A 13,118-nucleotide genomic window follows, 5' to 3' on the forward strand; every position below is an offset into this window, starting at 1 on the left:
GCGACGAACGGTGGGGATGAGGAATGGACGAGGGGAAGGCGCGGGCGTCCGCGCCCAAGCCGCACTGGTGGCACCGCCGCCGCACGCCGGAGGGCGTCCCGCCGCAGCCACTCGCGGGCCCGGGCGACACCCCCGCCGCGCCGCTGCACGCCCCCGACCCGTACAGCACCCCGCCCTACGGCCGCCCCGGCCCCTGGGCCCCGGCGCCCCCGGTCCAACGCCCCACCCTCACCCCGCCCCAGGGCACCCCGCTGGTGCCGGGGGCGACGCCGCCCCCGACGCCCCCCGCGGCCTACGCGCCGCCGCCGCCCGCCGAGCCGGCCACCCAGCCGCTGCCGCCGGTGCCCGGTGACGTGCCGTCGGCGGCCCACCCCCAGGACGGCCCCGGCGGCTTCGCCGAGCCCGAGGCCCCGGCCGCGCACCCGCGGCCCCAGCCGTACCCCGCGACGCCCCCCGACCCCGCCCCTCCCGTCGACCCGTGGGCGTACGACCCCTGGGCCGCCGGCGGCGCGCTGCCCGGGTACGGGAAGCCGGAGCCCGTCAAGCAGGTGACCGTGGCCCGGAGCCGGATCGTGGGCGGGGCCGTGGTCGTGGCGCTGGTGGCCGGCGGGATCGGCGGCGGGATCGGGATGTACCTGGAGCGGGACGGCGGCGTCGCCGGGCGGGTGACGCTGCCGCAGGCCGGGGCCGGGAGCGCCGACCGCGCGCCCGGGAGCGTCGCCGGGATCGCCGCGCGGGCGCTGCCCGGCGTCGTCACGATCCATGTGCGCGGCGGCGGCGACCAGAGCACCGGCACCGGCTTCGTGCTCGACAAGAAGGGGCACATCCTCACCAACAACCACGTCGTGCAGTCCGCCGCGTCCGGCGGCGGCTCCATATCCGTGACGTTCAACGGCGGCCAGACCGCCAAGGCGGAGCTCGTCGGCCGCGACGGCGGCTACGACCTCGCCGTGATCAAGGTGTCCGGGGTGTCCGGCCTCAGCCCGCTCGCCCTCGGCAATTCCGACTCCGTGCGCGTCGGCGACTCCGTCATCGCGATCGGCGCGCCCTTCGACCTCGCGGGCACCGTCACCACCGGGATCATCAGCGCCAAGGACCGCCCGATCACCGCGGGCGGCCGCAAGCAGGACGGCGCCGACATCAGCTACGTCGACGCCCTCCAGACCGACGCCCCGATCAACCCCGGCAACTCCGGCGGCCCCCTGGTGGACTCCCAGGCCCGGGTCATCGGCATCAACAGCGCCATCCGCTCCGCCGGGGACTCCGAGTCCGGCGGGGCGGGCGGGCAGGGCGGCAGCATCGGCCTCGGCTTCGCGATACCGGTCAACTCCGCCCGGCGGGTCGCCGAGGAGCTGATCAACACCGGGAAGGCCACCCATCCGGTGATCGGCGTGTCACTCGACATGGCCTATGCGGGTGACGGCGCACGGGTGAACACCGACGGCTCCAGGACCCCGGCGGTCACCCCCGGCGGTCCCGCCGACAAGGCGGGCATCCGGCCCAAGGACGTCATCAGGAAGGTGGACGGCGTCCCCGTGCACGCCGCCCAGGAGCTGATCGTCAAGATCCGCGGTCACCGACCGGGCGACAGCCTCGCCCTCACCCTTGACCGGGACGGCCGGGAGGAGACCGTCCGTCTGACGCTCGGCTCCGCGACCAGCGGCTGACCGGCGGCCGACCGGCGGCCGAGGGCGGCGTCGGCCGCCCATCCGCCGCCCACCGCGCGCTCACGATCCCCGAACCTTCGCCCGATTTTGACCGTCGTGTCTCCCGTCGCCCCCACCGGGCCAGGTACCGTGATACCCGGCCGGCCCGGCCGTCCACACCCCCAAGGAGCTGAGCAACGTGCTCGACATAGGACCCCTCGAGCTGATCACGCTCATCGTCCTTGCCGTGCTCATCTTCGGTCCCGACAAGCTGCCGAAGATGATCCAGGACGTGTCGCGCACGCTGCGCAAGATCCGGCAGTTCTCCGAGAACGCCAAAGAGGACATCCGCTCCGAGCTCGGCCCCGAGTTCAAGGACTTCGAGTTCGAGGACCTCAACCCCAAGACGTTCGTGCGCAAGCACGTGCTGGAGAAGGACGAGCTGGGCCTGAAGGAGATCCGCAACGGCTTCGACTTCAAGTCCGAGGTGGCCGAGATGGCCGAGGTCACCGACACGGCCCACGGCCGGACGGCCTCTTCGTCCTCGACCGCCTCCACTGGTTCCTCGAGCGGCTCCGGCACCCCGGACCTGCTCAAGAAGCGCGAGAGCGGCCTTCAGCCGGGAGAGCGTCCTCCGTACGACGCCGACGCCACCTGAGCCGTCGATGCGGGGCCCCATTGACGGGGGTGGCTATCCTCCCTTTGTTTGGGGTGCGGCCGGGAGCGAGCGGTCGGCGCGCCCAGGACGTCGGGGCTATGAGGAGGCGCCGCGCAGATGGAGACGACGAGTCGGGTAGGGGCGCGAGGGGCCGGCGAGGCCGACGCGTCCGCCGCGGGGACGCCGGACGGGCAGGGCGGGTCCGGTAACCGGCGCTCGGTCGACGGCTATCTCCTGGCGTCGTTCCCGTGGTACGGCCTGGACGAGGCCTACACCGGGCCGCGCTGGCTGATGCAGGTCGGCGCCGCCGCCGACGGCACGGTGGAGCACGGCTCCACGGGCCACGGCGCCGAGCCGCAGCTGCGCATGGGCCGCGTCGAGCACGACACCGCCACCCAGCGCTTCGCGGTCGTGGTCACCGTCGCCAGCCGTCCGGTGCGGCGCAGCGCCGACGGCACGGGCGTGCTGGAGGCCACCTCGGTCTCCTCGGCCGCCTGGCTGGCCGGCTCGGGGCTGCTGGCCTGCACCTGGCCCTCCCAGATGGAGCGCGCCCTGCGCCAGGACTGGCTGGACCAGCAGACGGCCCTCGCCTGGGAGCTCGCCGACCACATGGAGGATCCGGCCTGGTCGACGCTGTCGCTCCCGGTGGACGGGGTGCCCACGGACTTCCGCTACCGGGAGTCGGAGTACGGCTGGGTGCTCGCCGGTTCGGCGGAGGGCGTGCTCCTCGGCGCGTACGGGCGGGGCATGAGCGCGTACGGCATGGGTTTCGCGGTGATCCCGGACATCAGGGTCTACGACGCGGACTGAGCCGGCCGGGCTCGGGTCACCCGTCGGGCCGCCCCGGGCTGCGTGGCCCGTGGGGCCGGGCTTGAATGCCCGCAGGGGGCCGACTTCCGAGAGGGTGACGCACCATGCCGGGCAGGTTCGAGATGTACGAGGACAGGACGGGCCACTACCGCTACCGGCTGAAGGCGGGCAACGGCGAGATCATCGCCGTCGGCGAGGCCTACAACAGCCGGGCGGCGTGCGAGAAGGGCATCGAGTCGGTGAAGCGGAACGCCGCGACGGCGACCGTGAAGGATCTGGGCCACCAGGAGAAGTAGCCCGAGGACGTGCGGAGGGCGCCGGGCGGAATCCGCCGGGCGCCCTCCGCACACCCGCAAGGGTCAGAACTTGTTGCGCGGCGTGATGCCCAGCGACATGCCCGACAGGCCGCGCTGCCGCCCGCCGAGCTTGCCCGCGATGGCGCGCAGCGCGCTGCCCGCCGGGGAGTCGGGGTCGGTCAGGACCACCGGCTTGCCCTCGTCGCCGCCCTCGCGCAGCCGGACGTCGATCGGGATGGAGCCCAGTACGGGGACGGTCGCGCCCGTGGTGCGGGTGAGGCCTTCGGCGACCTTCTGGCCGCCGCCCGTGCCGAAGACGTCGACCATCTCGTCGCAGTGCGGGCACGGCAGCCCGGACATGTTCTCCACGACGCCGACGATCTTCTGGTGGGTCTGCACGGCGATCGAGCCGGCCCGCTCGGCGACCTCGGCGGCGGCCTGCTGAGGGGTCGTCACCACGAGGATCTCGGCGTTGGGGACCAGCTGGGCCACGGAGATGGCGATGTCGCCCGTGCCCGGCGGCAGGTCGAGGAGGAGCACGTCCAGGTCGCCCCAGAAGACGTCCGCGAGGAACTGCTGGAGGGCGCGGTGGAGCATGGGGCCGCGCCAGACGACGGGGGCGTTGCCCGGGGTGAACATGCCGATCGAGATGACCTTCACGCCGTTCGCCGACGGCGGCATGATCATGTTCTCGACCTGGGTGGGACGGCCGTCCGCGCCCAGCATGCGGGGCACCGAGTGGCCGTAGATGTCGGCGTCCACGACACCGACCTTCAGGCCGTCGGCCGCCATGGCGGCGGCCAGGTTGACCGTCACCGAGGACTTGCCGACGCCGCCCTTGCCGGAGGCGACCGCGTAGACGCGGGTCAGCGAGCCCGGCTTGGCGAAGGGCACCTCGCGCTCGGTCTGGCCGCCGCGCAGCGACGACGCGAGCTCGCGGCGCTGCTCGTCGCTCATCACGTCCAGCTCGACGGTGACGCCCGTGACGTTCTCGACCCGCGAGACGGCCTCGGTCACCATCGAGGTGATCTTGTCGCGCATGGGGCAGCCGGCGACCGTCAGATAGACCGCCACCGCGACCGTGCCGTCCGCCGCGATCCCCACCGATTTGACCATCCCCAGCTCGGTGATGGGGCGCTGGATCTCGGGGTCGTTGACCGTCGCGAGCGCGGCGCGGATCGCGTCCTCACTCGGCGCGGCGGTGTCGTACGTGTCGGTAGCCATAGCTCCGATGGTACGGCTCGGCACAGGGCCTCGGGAAAGCCTCTCAGCGGTCGCCTTCCTCACTCTCCGCCGGGAATACGCGCCGCTGCTCCAGCTCCCTGACCAGGTCCTGGAATTCCGAGCGGATCCAGTCCCGGGTCGCGACCTCGCCGAGGCCCATACGCAGCCCGGCGATCTCCCGCGTCAGGTACTCGGTGTCCGCGATGGAGCGCTCGTTCTGTTTGCGGTCCTGCTCCAGGTTGACCCGGTCGCGGTCGTCCTGCCGGTTCTGCGCCAGCAGGATCAGGGGCGCGGCGTACGAGGCCTGGAGGGACAGCACGAGGGTCAGGAAGATGAACGGATAGCGGTCGAACCGCAGGTTCCCGGGGACCGAGGTGTTCCACACGACCCACAGGACGATGACGACCGTCATCCAGACGATGAAGCGGCCCGTGCCCAGGAAACGGGCGATCCGCTCCGACATCCGCCCGAAGGCCTCCGGGTCGTACTCCGGCAGCCAGCGGGAGCGCTTCACCCGGGGCAGGTCCAGCCGGGCGCGCGGTGGCGGCGGGTGGGAGTGCGGGTGCACCGCCGCCGACTCGGCCTTGGCCCGGTCGGCGGACCGGTCCGGACGCAGCGCGGGCGCGGTGGCGCGGGCCCGGTCGCGGTCCCCGGGCCTCACGGCTCGCCGCCCTGGAGGTCCATGCCGAACGCGCCGTGGTGAAGCTCGGTCTCCCGCCAGTCGTCCGGCAGCAGATGGTCGAGGACGTCGTCCACGGTGACCGCGCCCAGCAGCGAGCCGCTGTCGTCCACGACCGGCACGGCGACCATGTTGTACGTCGCCAGGTAGCTGGTGACCGCGCGCAGCGGCATGTCCGGCGGCAGCGGCCGCAGCTCGGTGTCGGTCATCGAGCCGACGAGCGTGAACGGCGGGTCGCGCAGCAGCCGCTGGAAGTGCACGGTGCCCAGGAACTTGCCCGTCGGCGTCTCGTCCGGCGGACGGCACACGTACACCTGGGCGGCCAGCGCGGGGGACAGGTCGGGGTTGCGCACCCGCGCGAGGGCGTCGGCGACGGTCGCGTCCGGGCGCAGCACGATCGGCTCGGTGGTCATCAGACCGCCCGCCGACAGCTCCTCGTAGGACATCAGCCGCCGCACGTCGGCGGCCTCGTCCGGCCGCATCAGCGTCAGCAGCCGCTCCATCTCCTCCTCCGGCAGCTCGGAGAGCAGGTCGGCCGCGTCGTCGGGGTCCATGGCCTCCAGGACGTCGGCGGCGCGCTCCTCCTTCAGCTTGCCGAGGATCTCGATCTGGTCGTCCTCCGGCAGCTCCTCCAGGACGTCCGCGAGCCGGTCGTCGTCCAGGGCGGCGGCGACCTCGGCGCGCCGCTTGGGGGAGAGGTGGTGGAGGACATTGGCCAGGTCGGCGGGGCGCAGACGCTCGAAGGTGGCCAGCAGGTTCTCGGCGCCCTGGCCGTGCTCCTCCAGCGAGAAGCCGGTGACGGCGGACCACTCCACCGTCAGCGTCTCCCCCTTGCGGCGCAGGGCGCCGCCCTTGCCCCGGCGGACGAAGACCTTGTCGATCTCCCAGTCGCGGCGGGCGGGCAACTGGGTGATGGACACGTCGAGGACGGTCACCTCCTCGTCCGTGCCGACCATCCGCACGCGGCGGTCGAAGAGCTCGCCGAAGACCAGCGTCTCCGTGGGCCGCTGCTCGAACCGCCGCATGTTCACCACGCCCGTGGTGATCACCTGCCCGGACTCCACACCGGTCACCCGGGTCATCGGCAGGAAGATCCGCCGCCGGCTGACCACCTCCACGACCAGCCCCAGCACCCGGGGCGGCCGCTTGCCCACGCGCAGCATCGCCACGACGTCGCGGACCCGGCCCACCTGGTCCCCGTTGGGATCGAAGACGGCCACGCCCGAGATGTGCGAAACGAACACCCGGGGGGCGCCTGCTGCCATGGCCGCGTACCTCCTCCCACGCCGGGTGGTGTCCGATTCAGGCTAGCGTGACCGGCTTCGCCGGGCGCGGGAGAGACCGCCGTACGGAGCCTGTACGGATCCTGTACGGACTCCCCGCTTCCGCCTGTCGGCGGCACGGGTACGCTGCGCCGTAGCCCACCGGTGACCGGAGGACAGGAGCAGAGGTGCGAACGCGGAACGCGGCTCTCGTGGGAGCCCTGTGCGTCGGCCTGTCGGCCGTGCTCACGGCCTGCGGCGGCGGAGCCGAGGACCCGGACGCGGGGACCAACGGCGTCGGCAAACTCGAACCCGCCGCCATCCAGGACAAGGCCCGCGCCGCCGCGCGCGGCGCCGAGGCCGTCCACCTGTCCGGCAACGTCGTCAGCCAGGGCCGCACCTACCGCATCGACATGCGGCTGAAGAAGAACGGCGGCACGGGCCGGGTGTCCTCCTCCGCCGCCAGCTCCTTCGAGCTGCTGCGCGTGGGCGACGACCTCTACCTCAAGGCGCCCGCCGGGTTCTGGGCCAAGGGAGCCACGCCCGCGCCCTCCGCCACGGCCAAGGGCGACGCCTCCTCCGCCGCCGGCAAGCTCGACGACAAGTACGTCAAGGTGCCGGGCGACGACCCCGCCTACCAGCAGTTCCGGGGCTTCACCGACAAGGACGTCCTCCTCGACGGCCTGCTCGCCCTCCACGGCACCCTCGCCCGGGGCGACCACGGCACGGTCGGCGGCGTCCGCACCATCCGCGTCACGGGCGCGAAGGGCGGCGGCGGCACGATGGACGTCTCCCTCACCGGCACCCCGTATCCCGTGCGGGTACAGCGCGCGGGCGGCGCGGGCCAGCTGGAGCTGGACGGCTGGGGCAAGGACTTCGCCCTCGCCGTCCCCGACAAGAACCAGACCGTCGACTACGGCAAACAGCTGCGCATCCCCTCGGGCGGCGCCCTCCCCTCCTCGAAGGAAGGTTCCTCGGGAGAGGGCGCGAACCCGGGAGGCTGACCGGGCGCGCGTCAGCGCCCCGCGCGGCGCCCCCGGCGCAGCAGCCGCGGCAGTGCCGCCGGCATGGGCTCGCGCGTCGTCGCCGGCGTCGCCAGCGGAACCGCCACCAGGGAACCGTCCGGCAGCTCCGCGGTGGCACCGGACGGCGTCAGCCGCAGCACCCTGCACTCTTCGGCCCAGCGGTCCTCGAGCCGCTCCGCGTCGGGCGCGTTGAGCCGCTTGCCCTTCAGCTCGGCGACGGCCGCCGCCCACTCCTCCCCGCGCGCCGGGAGCTCGCTCACCGACGCCGTCCAGGAGACCAGCCGACCGCCCTTGTCCTTGCTGCGCACGGTCACCGTGGCCGTCGCGCCCTCGGCGAGCCCCAGCTCGTCCACGGGCTGCTCGCCCGGGCCGCCCACGAGGTGCGCGGCACCCTCGTGCCAGACGTGCCACAGCGCCCGGCTGGGCCCGGCCGGACCCTTCACCCAGATGAGGCCGGACTTCTTCGTGGCCTCTTCGATCAGCGCCTGCGTCATCGTCATGCGCCCTACCTTACGCAGCGCCCTAGGCTGGGTCCGTGAGTGCTGCCCGCGCGCGACGAGACGCGATACCGACGCCCAGGACGACCACCGGACCGGCGGAGGCATCCGGCGTATCCGGCGCGCCAGTGGCGTCCGTCCGCACCGAGCTGCTCCTCCTCGCCGTCGCCATCGCCGGCGTCTCCCTCTCCGCGCCGCTGATCGCGGCCACCGCCGCGCCGGCCCTGGCCATCGCCTTCTGGCGCAACGCCATGGCCGTCGGCGCGCTCACCCCCGTCGTCCTGTTCCGCCCGCGCCACCGCGCCGAGCTGCGCGGCATCGGCCGGCGGACGGCACTGCTGGCCGTCGCCGCCGGGGCGCTGCTCGCCGTCCACTTCGGGGTCTGGCTGCCCAGCCTCCAGATGACCTCCGTCGCCTCGTCCACGGCGCTGGTCACCACCACGCCCATCTGGACCACCCTGCTGCTGCGGCTGCGCGGCCACCGCCCGCCCGCGCTGGTCTGGGCGGGTACCGCGCTGGCCTTCCTCGGGGTGCTGACGCTCACGGGCGTCGACCTGTCCCTCTCCCCGCGCGCCCTCGCCGGGGACGGCCTCGCGCTCGCGGGCGGCGTCGCGGCCGCCGGGTACGTCCTGCTGGGCGCGGAGGTACGCCGGACGGTGGGCACGGTCGCCTACACCTACATCTGCTACACGACCACGACCGTGCTGCTGCTCGCCGCGTGCCTGTGCGGGGGAGTGTCCCTCGGCGGCTACAGCGGGGAGACCTGGCTGAAGCTGGCGGTGCTCACGATCGCGGCCCAGCTGCTCGGCCACTCGCTGATCAACAGGGTGGTCAAGGGCCTGGGCCCGTCCGTCACGTCCACGGCGATCCTGCTGGAGACGCCGGGGGCGGCGCTGATCGCGGCGCTGTGGCTGGGGCAGGAGCCGCCCGCCGTGGCGTACCCGGCGCTGGCCGTGATCATGGCGGGCCTGGCGCTGGTCATCATGGGCGGCAGAAGGGACAAGGCCCAGGCGTAAGCCCTAAAGCCACCCGTTCCGCTTGAAGCCGCGGTGGATGGCGACACAGATCACGACGGTGACCGCCATGACCCCCGGATAGCCGTACTTCCAGTGCAGCTCCGGCATGTGGTCGAAGTTCATGCCGTAGATCCCCGCGATCATCGTCGGCACGGCGAAGATCGCCGCCCACGAGGTGATCTTGCGCATGTCCTCGTTCTGCGCCACCGACGCCTGCGCGAGGTTGGCCTGGAGGATGGAGTTCAGCAGGTCGTCGAAGGAGACCACCTGCTCGTGGACGCGCGCCAGGTGGTCGGCGACGTCACGGAAGTACTTCTGGATGTCCGGGTCGACCAGCCGCATCGGCCGCTCGCTGAGCAGCTGCATCGGCCGCATCAGCGGGGTGACCGCGCGTTTGAACTCCAGCACCTCGCGCTTGAGCTGGTAGATGCGGCCCGCGTCGCCGCCCCGCCGGCTGCCCTTGCTGGGCTCGGAGAAGACGTCGATCTCCACCTCGTCGATGTCGTCCTGCACGGCGTCGGCCACGGCTATGTAGCCGTCGACCACCTGGTCGGCGATGGCGTGCAGCACGGCCGAGGGGCCCTTGGCGAGCAGCTGGTCGTCCTCCTCCAGCCGGTGGCGCAGGGCGCGCAGCGAGCCCTGGCCGCCGTGCCGGACGGTGATGATGAAGTCCGGGCCCGTGAAGCACATCACCTCGCCGGTCTCCACCACCTCGCTGGTGGCGGTGAGTTCGGCGTGCTCCACGTAGTGGATGGTCTTGAAGACGGTGAAGAGCGTGTCGTCGTAGCGCTCCAGCTTGGGCCGCTGGTGGGCGTGGACCGCGTCCTCCACGGCCAGCGGGTGGAGCCCGAACTCGCGGGCTATCCCCGCGAACTCCGCCTCCGTGGGCTCGTGCAGCCCGATCCACGCGAACCCGCCGTAGCTTCGCACCCGCCGCAGCGCCTCGGCGGGACTGATGAGCTCGCTGACGCGCTTGCCGTCGCGATAGACGGCGCTGTCCACCACGGCGCTGCTGACGGAGGCGTCCCGGGTGGTGCCGTAGCCGCCACCGCCGCTCTTGTCGGGCACCCGGCGCAGGGCGGGGCGGACTACGGCACGCAGGTCACGGATCATCGACATGGCTGGCTCCTTCACGGGCCGGCCGCCGGCCACGACGCGGGCGCAACGCTGCCTGGAAGGAGGACGTGGCCGGGCGCCCTGGGCGCAGGGGATCACGTCCGCGAATCAGGTGGCGCTTCGCGCGGTGCGTGCGACCGGCGACAGTTCGCGGAGAGTTCGCAGAGGACTGCGGAGAACACGGAACAAAGCGAGGGCAGGCGCTCTTCCGTCAAGTGCCGCGGGCGTGAAGGGACTTCCGGGATTCGGATCCGGCGAAGAGGGCCGGCCGCGGAAGCCTCGGGTCACGGGATGACGCTCGTCCGGGGCGAGGAGACGGGAGAACTGTCGGTACTGCACGGTCGACTAGGATCCACCGCAGCCCCACCTCCTCCGGCCGGTCCCCGCGTAAGGGACGATCGTCACGCCTGGACCAGAGGCCGAGGCGAGTCAAGGCTAGCAGTCGCCCGACACGTCAAGGCCCCGCTTTGCCTGTTCGATACGCGTTCTATGCTCACTGCATGTCAGACGTTCTCGCACTGGTCGAGGCCCGGCTGCTGACGGCCCTCGGTGAACCCGACGCGCGCGCCGCGATCACTTTCCTGGGCACCGACCGGATCGAGGTACTCCGGTTCGCTGCCTCCGACGACGCCGGGGACATCGTCCGCTACGCCACCCTCGGCATGTCCGCCCACCCCATGACCGACCCCACGGCCTCCCTCGCCGACCCCCTGCGCGGCCCCCGCGCCGAGCTGGTCCTCTCCGTGCGCGCGGGCCGCGCCGACACGGACAAGGTGCTCCGCCCGCTCGCCGTCCTCGCCGCGTCGCCGCAGGTGGAAGGGCTCGTGGTGGCCCCCGGCGCCTCCTTGGACACCGGCGAGCCGCTCTGGCCCGGCGCGCCCTTCACCTCCGTGCTCGTCGCGGAGTCCGGCGGCCTCGTCGAGGACCTGGAGCTGGACGCCCCGCTGGACCCCGTCCGCTTCCTCCCCCTGCTGCCGATGACGCCCAACGAGGCCGCGTGGAAGCGCGTCCAGGGCGCCGCCGCGCTGGAGGAACGGTGGCTGCGGCACGGCACCGATCTGCGCGACCCGCTGCGCGCCGGGGTACCGCTCGGCGACTGACCGGCGGCCGGCCGCCGGACGGGGTGTCCCGAAGGGTGGGAACGCCCCGACTCCGGACGGGTGATCGTCCTTGACGCGGGGGCGCCCTGGTAGGACCGTTGGAGGCTATGAGGGGCGAACCCAGTTGCCCGAAGTGCGGTGGCCGGGTGCGCGCGCCCGGTCTCTTCGCCGACTCGTGGCAGTGCGCCGTGCACGGCACCGTGCACCCTCTGCAGCCGGTCGTCCCGCCCAGCGTCGAGGCCCTGGGCGTCGCGGTGGGGCGCGCCCGGGTCCCGGTCTGGATGCCCTGGCCCCTGCCCGTCGGCTGGCTCTTCACCGGTGTGGCCTGCGCGGGCGACGACCGCTCGGGCGCGCGGGCGACCGCCGTCGCCTGCTCCGGGCCCAGCCCGCTGGGCGGCCCCGGCGAGCTGCTGCTCGTCGCCGAGGAACTCGGCGTCGGCCTCGGCGCCCGCTACGCCGGCGTCGACGGCCCCGACCCCGGCCCGTACCTCCGCGTCGACCTCTCGCCGCACGCCAAGGTCCACGCGGCGGGGCGGCCCACGCCGCTCTGGCACGTCGAGGGCGCCCCCGGCGACCGGGCGGTCTTCGCGGGCGAGGCGCGGGGGCTGTGGCTCTGGGCGATCGTGTGGCCCGAGCGGTCGGGGTTGCTGATGTACGACGAGCTCGTGCTGACCGATCTGCGGGACGCGGGGGCGGAGGTCGACCTCCTGCCGTGCGGGGCGCTGTCGCCGCGGATCCTCTCTCCCTGAACCGGCGCTCCGCACCACGCCTCCCACGACCGTTATCCTGAATCGGTCCTGTCGTGTTCCGGTGCTGTTGGGAGTCGTGTCGTGCGCATCGATCTGCACACCCACTCCACGGCCTCGGACGGTACGGACACCCCCGCCGAGCTGGTCCGCAACGCGGCCGCCGCCGGGCTGGACGTCGTCGCGCTGACCGACCACGACGGGGTCGGCGGCCACGCCGAGGCCATCGCGGCCCTCCCCGCCGGGCTCACCCTCGTCACCGGCGCCGAGCTCTCCTGCCGCTTCGACGGCCCCGACGGCTTCAGCGTCCACATGCTGGCCTACCTCTTCGACCCCCACGAGCCGGAGCTCGCCCGCGAGCGCGAGCTCGTGCGCGACGACCGCGAACCGCGCGCCCGCGCCATGGTCGCCAAGCTCAACGAGCTCGGCGTGCCCGTCGCCTGGGAGCGCGTCGCCCGCATCGCCGGCGACGGGGCCGTCGGCCGCCCGCACGTGGCCACGGCCATGATCGAGCTCGGCGTGATCGACAGCGTCTCCGACGCCTTCACCTCCGAGTGGCTCGCCGGTGACGGCCGGGCCTTCGTCGCGAAGCACGAGCTCGACCCCTTCGAGGCCATCCGCCTGGTCAAGGCGGCCGGCGGCGTCACCGTGCTCGCCCACCCCTTCGCCCTCAAGCGCGGCCGCTGCGTCGACGAGCGGGGCATAGCCGAGCTGGCCGCGGCCGGCCTGGACGGCATCGAGGTGGACCACATGGACCACGACGCCGCCACCCGCGCCCGGCTGCGCGGCCTCGCCGCCGACCTGGGCCTGCTGCCCACCGGCTCCAGCGACTACCACGGCAGCCGCAAGAGCTGCCGCCTCGGCGAGTTCACCACCGACCCGGAGATCTACGGGGAGATCACGCGCCGTGCGACGGGCGCGTTCCCCGTCCCGGGCGCCGGCGGCTGACCACTCAGCGCTCCGGTCCCGGCCGTCCGTCCACGGACGTCCACGGTCGGGCGAGCGCGCCCGTACGTCCCTTCCCCTCTCACCGCGTCGACGCG

At 73.4% G+C, this 13,118-nt stretch carries 14 protein-coding genes; 9 read left to right on the plus strand and 5 right to left on the minus strand.

Annotation, left to right across the window (positions count from 1 at the left end):
• Positions 1-23: 23 nt before the first annotated feature.
• The 4 genes from EKH77_RS21040 (at position 24) to EKH77_RS21055 (ending at position 3,410) form a co-directional block, all read left to right on the plus strand.
• The gene (locus tag EKH77_RS21040) at positions 24-1,667 is read left to right on the plus strand and encodes a trypsin-like peptidase domain-containing protein (protein ID WP_126915885.1); all 1,644 of its coding nucleotides are present in this window, start codon (positions 24-26) and stop codon (positions 1,665-1,667) included.
• 178 nt (positions 1,668-1,845) lie between these two features.
• On the plus strand, positions 1,846-2,304 hold the full coding sequence (locus tag EKH77_RS21045; RefSeq protein ID WP_126915886.1) for a sec-independent translocase: 459 nt from the start codon (positions 1,846-1,848) through the stop codon (positions 2,302-2,304).
• A gap of 117 nt (positions 2,305-2,421) precedes the next feature.
• Entirely contained in the window at positions 2,422-3,114 is a 693-nt protein-coding gene (locus tag EKH77_RS21050) for a hypothetical protein (protein WP_126915887.1), read from the plus strand.
• 104 nt (positions 3,115-3,218) lie between these two features.
• Positions 3,219-3,410 (plus strand): YegP family protein, encoded by a 192-nt coding sequence (locus tag EKH77_RS21055; protein ID WP_126915888.1) that lies wholly within the window; start codon positions 3,219-3,221, stop codon positions 3,408-3,410.
• A gap of 63 nt (positions 3,411-3,473) precedes the next feature.
• Here the strand turns inward: EKH77_RS21055 and EKH77_RS21060 are convergent, their stop codons facing one another.
• The 3 genes from EKH77_RS21060 to EKH77_RS21070 form a co-directional block, all read right to left on the minus strand.
• Positions 3,474-4,634 carry an Mrp/NBP35 family ATP-binding protein gene (locus tag EKH77_RS21060; RefSeq protein ID WP_126915889.1) on the minus strand — a complete coding sequence of 387 codons (1,161 nt, stop codon included), beginning with the start codon at positions 4,632-4,634 and terminating at the stop codon, positions 3,474-3,476.
• 43 nt (positions 4,635-4,677) lie between these two features.
• Complete coding sequence (locus EKH77_RS21065; protein WP_240667779.1) at positions 4,678-5,202, minus strand: DUF1003 domain-containing protein; 525 nt, start codon at positions 5,200-5,202, stop codon at positions 4,678-4,680.
• 89 nt (positions 5,203-5,291) lie between these two features.
• Entirely contained in the window at positions 5,292-6,578 is a 1,287-nt protein-coding gene (locus EKH77_RS21070; RefSeq protein ID WP_126915890.1) for a magnesium transporter MgtE N-terminal domain-containing protein, read from the minus strand.
• A 185-nt stretch (positions 6,579-6,763) separates the two neighbouring features.
• Between EKH77_RS21070 and EKH77_RS21075 the strand changes: the two genes are divergently transcribed.
• Positions 6,764-7,579 carry a hypothetical protein gene (locus tag EKH77_RS21075; RefSeq protein WP_126915891.1) on the plus strand — a complete coding sequence of 272 codons (816 nt, stop codon included), beginning with the start codon at positions 6,764-6,766 and terminating at the stop codon, positions 7,577-7,579.
• Positions 7,580-7,590: 11 nt separating this feature from the next.
• Here EKH77_RS21075 and EKH77_RS21080 read toward each other — a convergent pair whose 3' ends face one another.
• The gene (locus EKH77_RS21080) at positions 7,591-8,100 is read right to left on the minus strand and encodes a hypothetical protein (RefSeq protein WP_126915892.1); all 510 of its coding nucleotides are present in this window, start codon (positions 8,098-8,100) and stop codon (positions 7,591-7,593) included.
• Between the two features lie 35 nt (positions 8,101-8,135).
• Between EKH77_RS21080 and EKH77_RS21085 the strand changes: the two genes are divergently transcribed.
• Positions 8,136-9,113, plus strand: a complete 978-nt coding sequence (locus EKH77_RS21085; protein WP_397612350.1) for a DMT family transporter — start codon at positions 8,136-8,138, stop codon at positions 9,111-9,113.
• A gap of 3 nt (positions 9,114-9,116) precedes the next feature.
• Here the strand turns inward: EKH77_RS21085 and EKH77_RS21090 are convergent, their stop codons facing one another.
• Positions 9,117-10,232, minus strand: coding sequence for a magnesium and cobalt transport protein CorA (locus tag EKH77_RS21090; RefSeq protein ID WP_126915893.1), 1,116 nt, complete (start codon positions 10,230-10,232; stop codon positions 9,117-9,119).
• 497 nt (positions 10,233-10,729) lie between these two features.
• On the opposite strand from EKH77_RS21090, the gene EKH77_RS21095 reads away from it, so the two are divergent.
• The 3 genes from EKH77_RS21095 (at position 10,730) to EKH77_RS21105 (ending at position 13,023) form a co-directional block, all read left to right on the plus strand.
• Complete coding sequence (locus tag EKH77_RS21095) at positions 10,730-11,329, plus strand: suppressor of fused domain protein (RefSeq protein ID WP_126915894.1); 600 nt, start codon at positions 10,730-10,732, stop codon at positions 11,327-11,329.
• Positions 11,330-11,436: 107 nt separating this feature from the next.
• Entirely contained in the window at positions 11,437-12,078 is a 642-nt protein-coding gene (locus EKH77_RS21100) for a DUF6758 family protein (protein ID WP_126915895.1), read from the plus strand.
• 81 nt (positions 12,079-12,159) lie between these two features.
• Entirely contained in the window at positions 12,160-13,023 is an 864-nt protein-coding gene (locus EKH77_RS21105) for a PHP domain-containing protein (protein WP_126915896.1), read from the plus strand.
• Positions 13,024-13,118: the final 95 nt, after the last annotated feature.

The organism is Streptomyces luteoverticillatus, from assembly GCF_003970715.1.
GTDB lineage: Bacteria > Actinomycetota > Actinomycetes > Streptomycetales > Streptomycetaceae > Streptomyces > Streptomyces abikoensis.

Coding starts and splice junctions, on each gene's coding strand:
- EKH77_RS21040 (WP_126915885.1), top strand. CDS start 24: ATGGACGAGGGGAAGGCGCGGGCGTCCGCGCCCAAGCCGCACTGGTGG.
- EKH77_RS21070 (WP_126915890.1), bottom strand. CDS start 6,578: ATGGCAGCAGGCGCCCCCCGGGTGTTCGTTTCGCACATCTCGGGCGTG.
- EKH77_RS21050 (WP_126915887.1), top strand. CDS start 2,422: ATGGAGACGACGAGTCGGGTAGGGGCGCGAGGGGCCGGCGAGGCCGAC.
- EKH77_RS21055 (WP_126915888.1), top strand. CDS start 3,219: ATGCCGGGCAGGTTCGAGATGTACGAGGACAGGACGGGCCACTACCGC.
- EKH77_RS21095 (WP_126915894.1), top strand. CDS start 10,730: ATGTCAGACGTTCTCGCACTGGTCGAGGCCCGGCTGCTGACGGCCCTC.
- EKH77_RS21060 (WP_126915889.1), bottom strand. CDS start 4,634: ATGGCTACCGACACGTACGACACCGCCGCGCCGAGTGAGGACGCGATC.
- EKH77_RS21080 (WP_126915892.1), bottom strand. CDS start 8,100: ATGACGATGACGCAGGCGCTGATCGAAGAGGCCACGAAGAAGTCCGGC.
- EKH77_RS21100 (WP_126915895.1), top strand. CDS start 11,437: ATGAGGGGCGAACCCAGTTGCCCGAAGTGCGGTGGCCGGGTGCGCGCG.
- EKH77_RS21090 (WP_126915893.1), bottom strand. CDS start 10,232: ATGTCGATGATCCGTGACCTGCGTGCCGTAGTCCGCCCCGCCCTGCGC.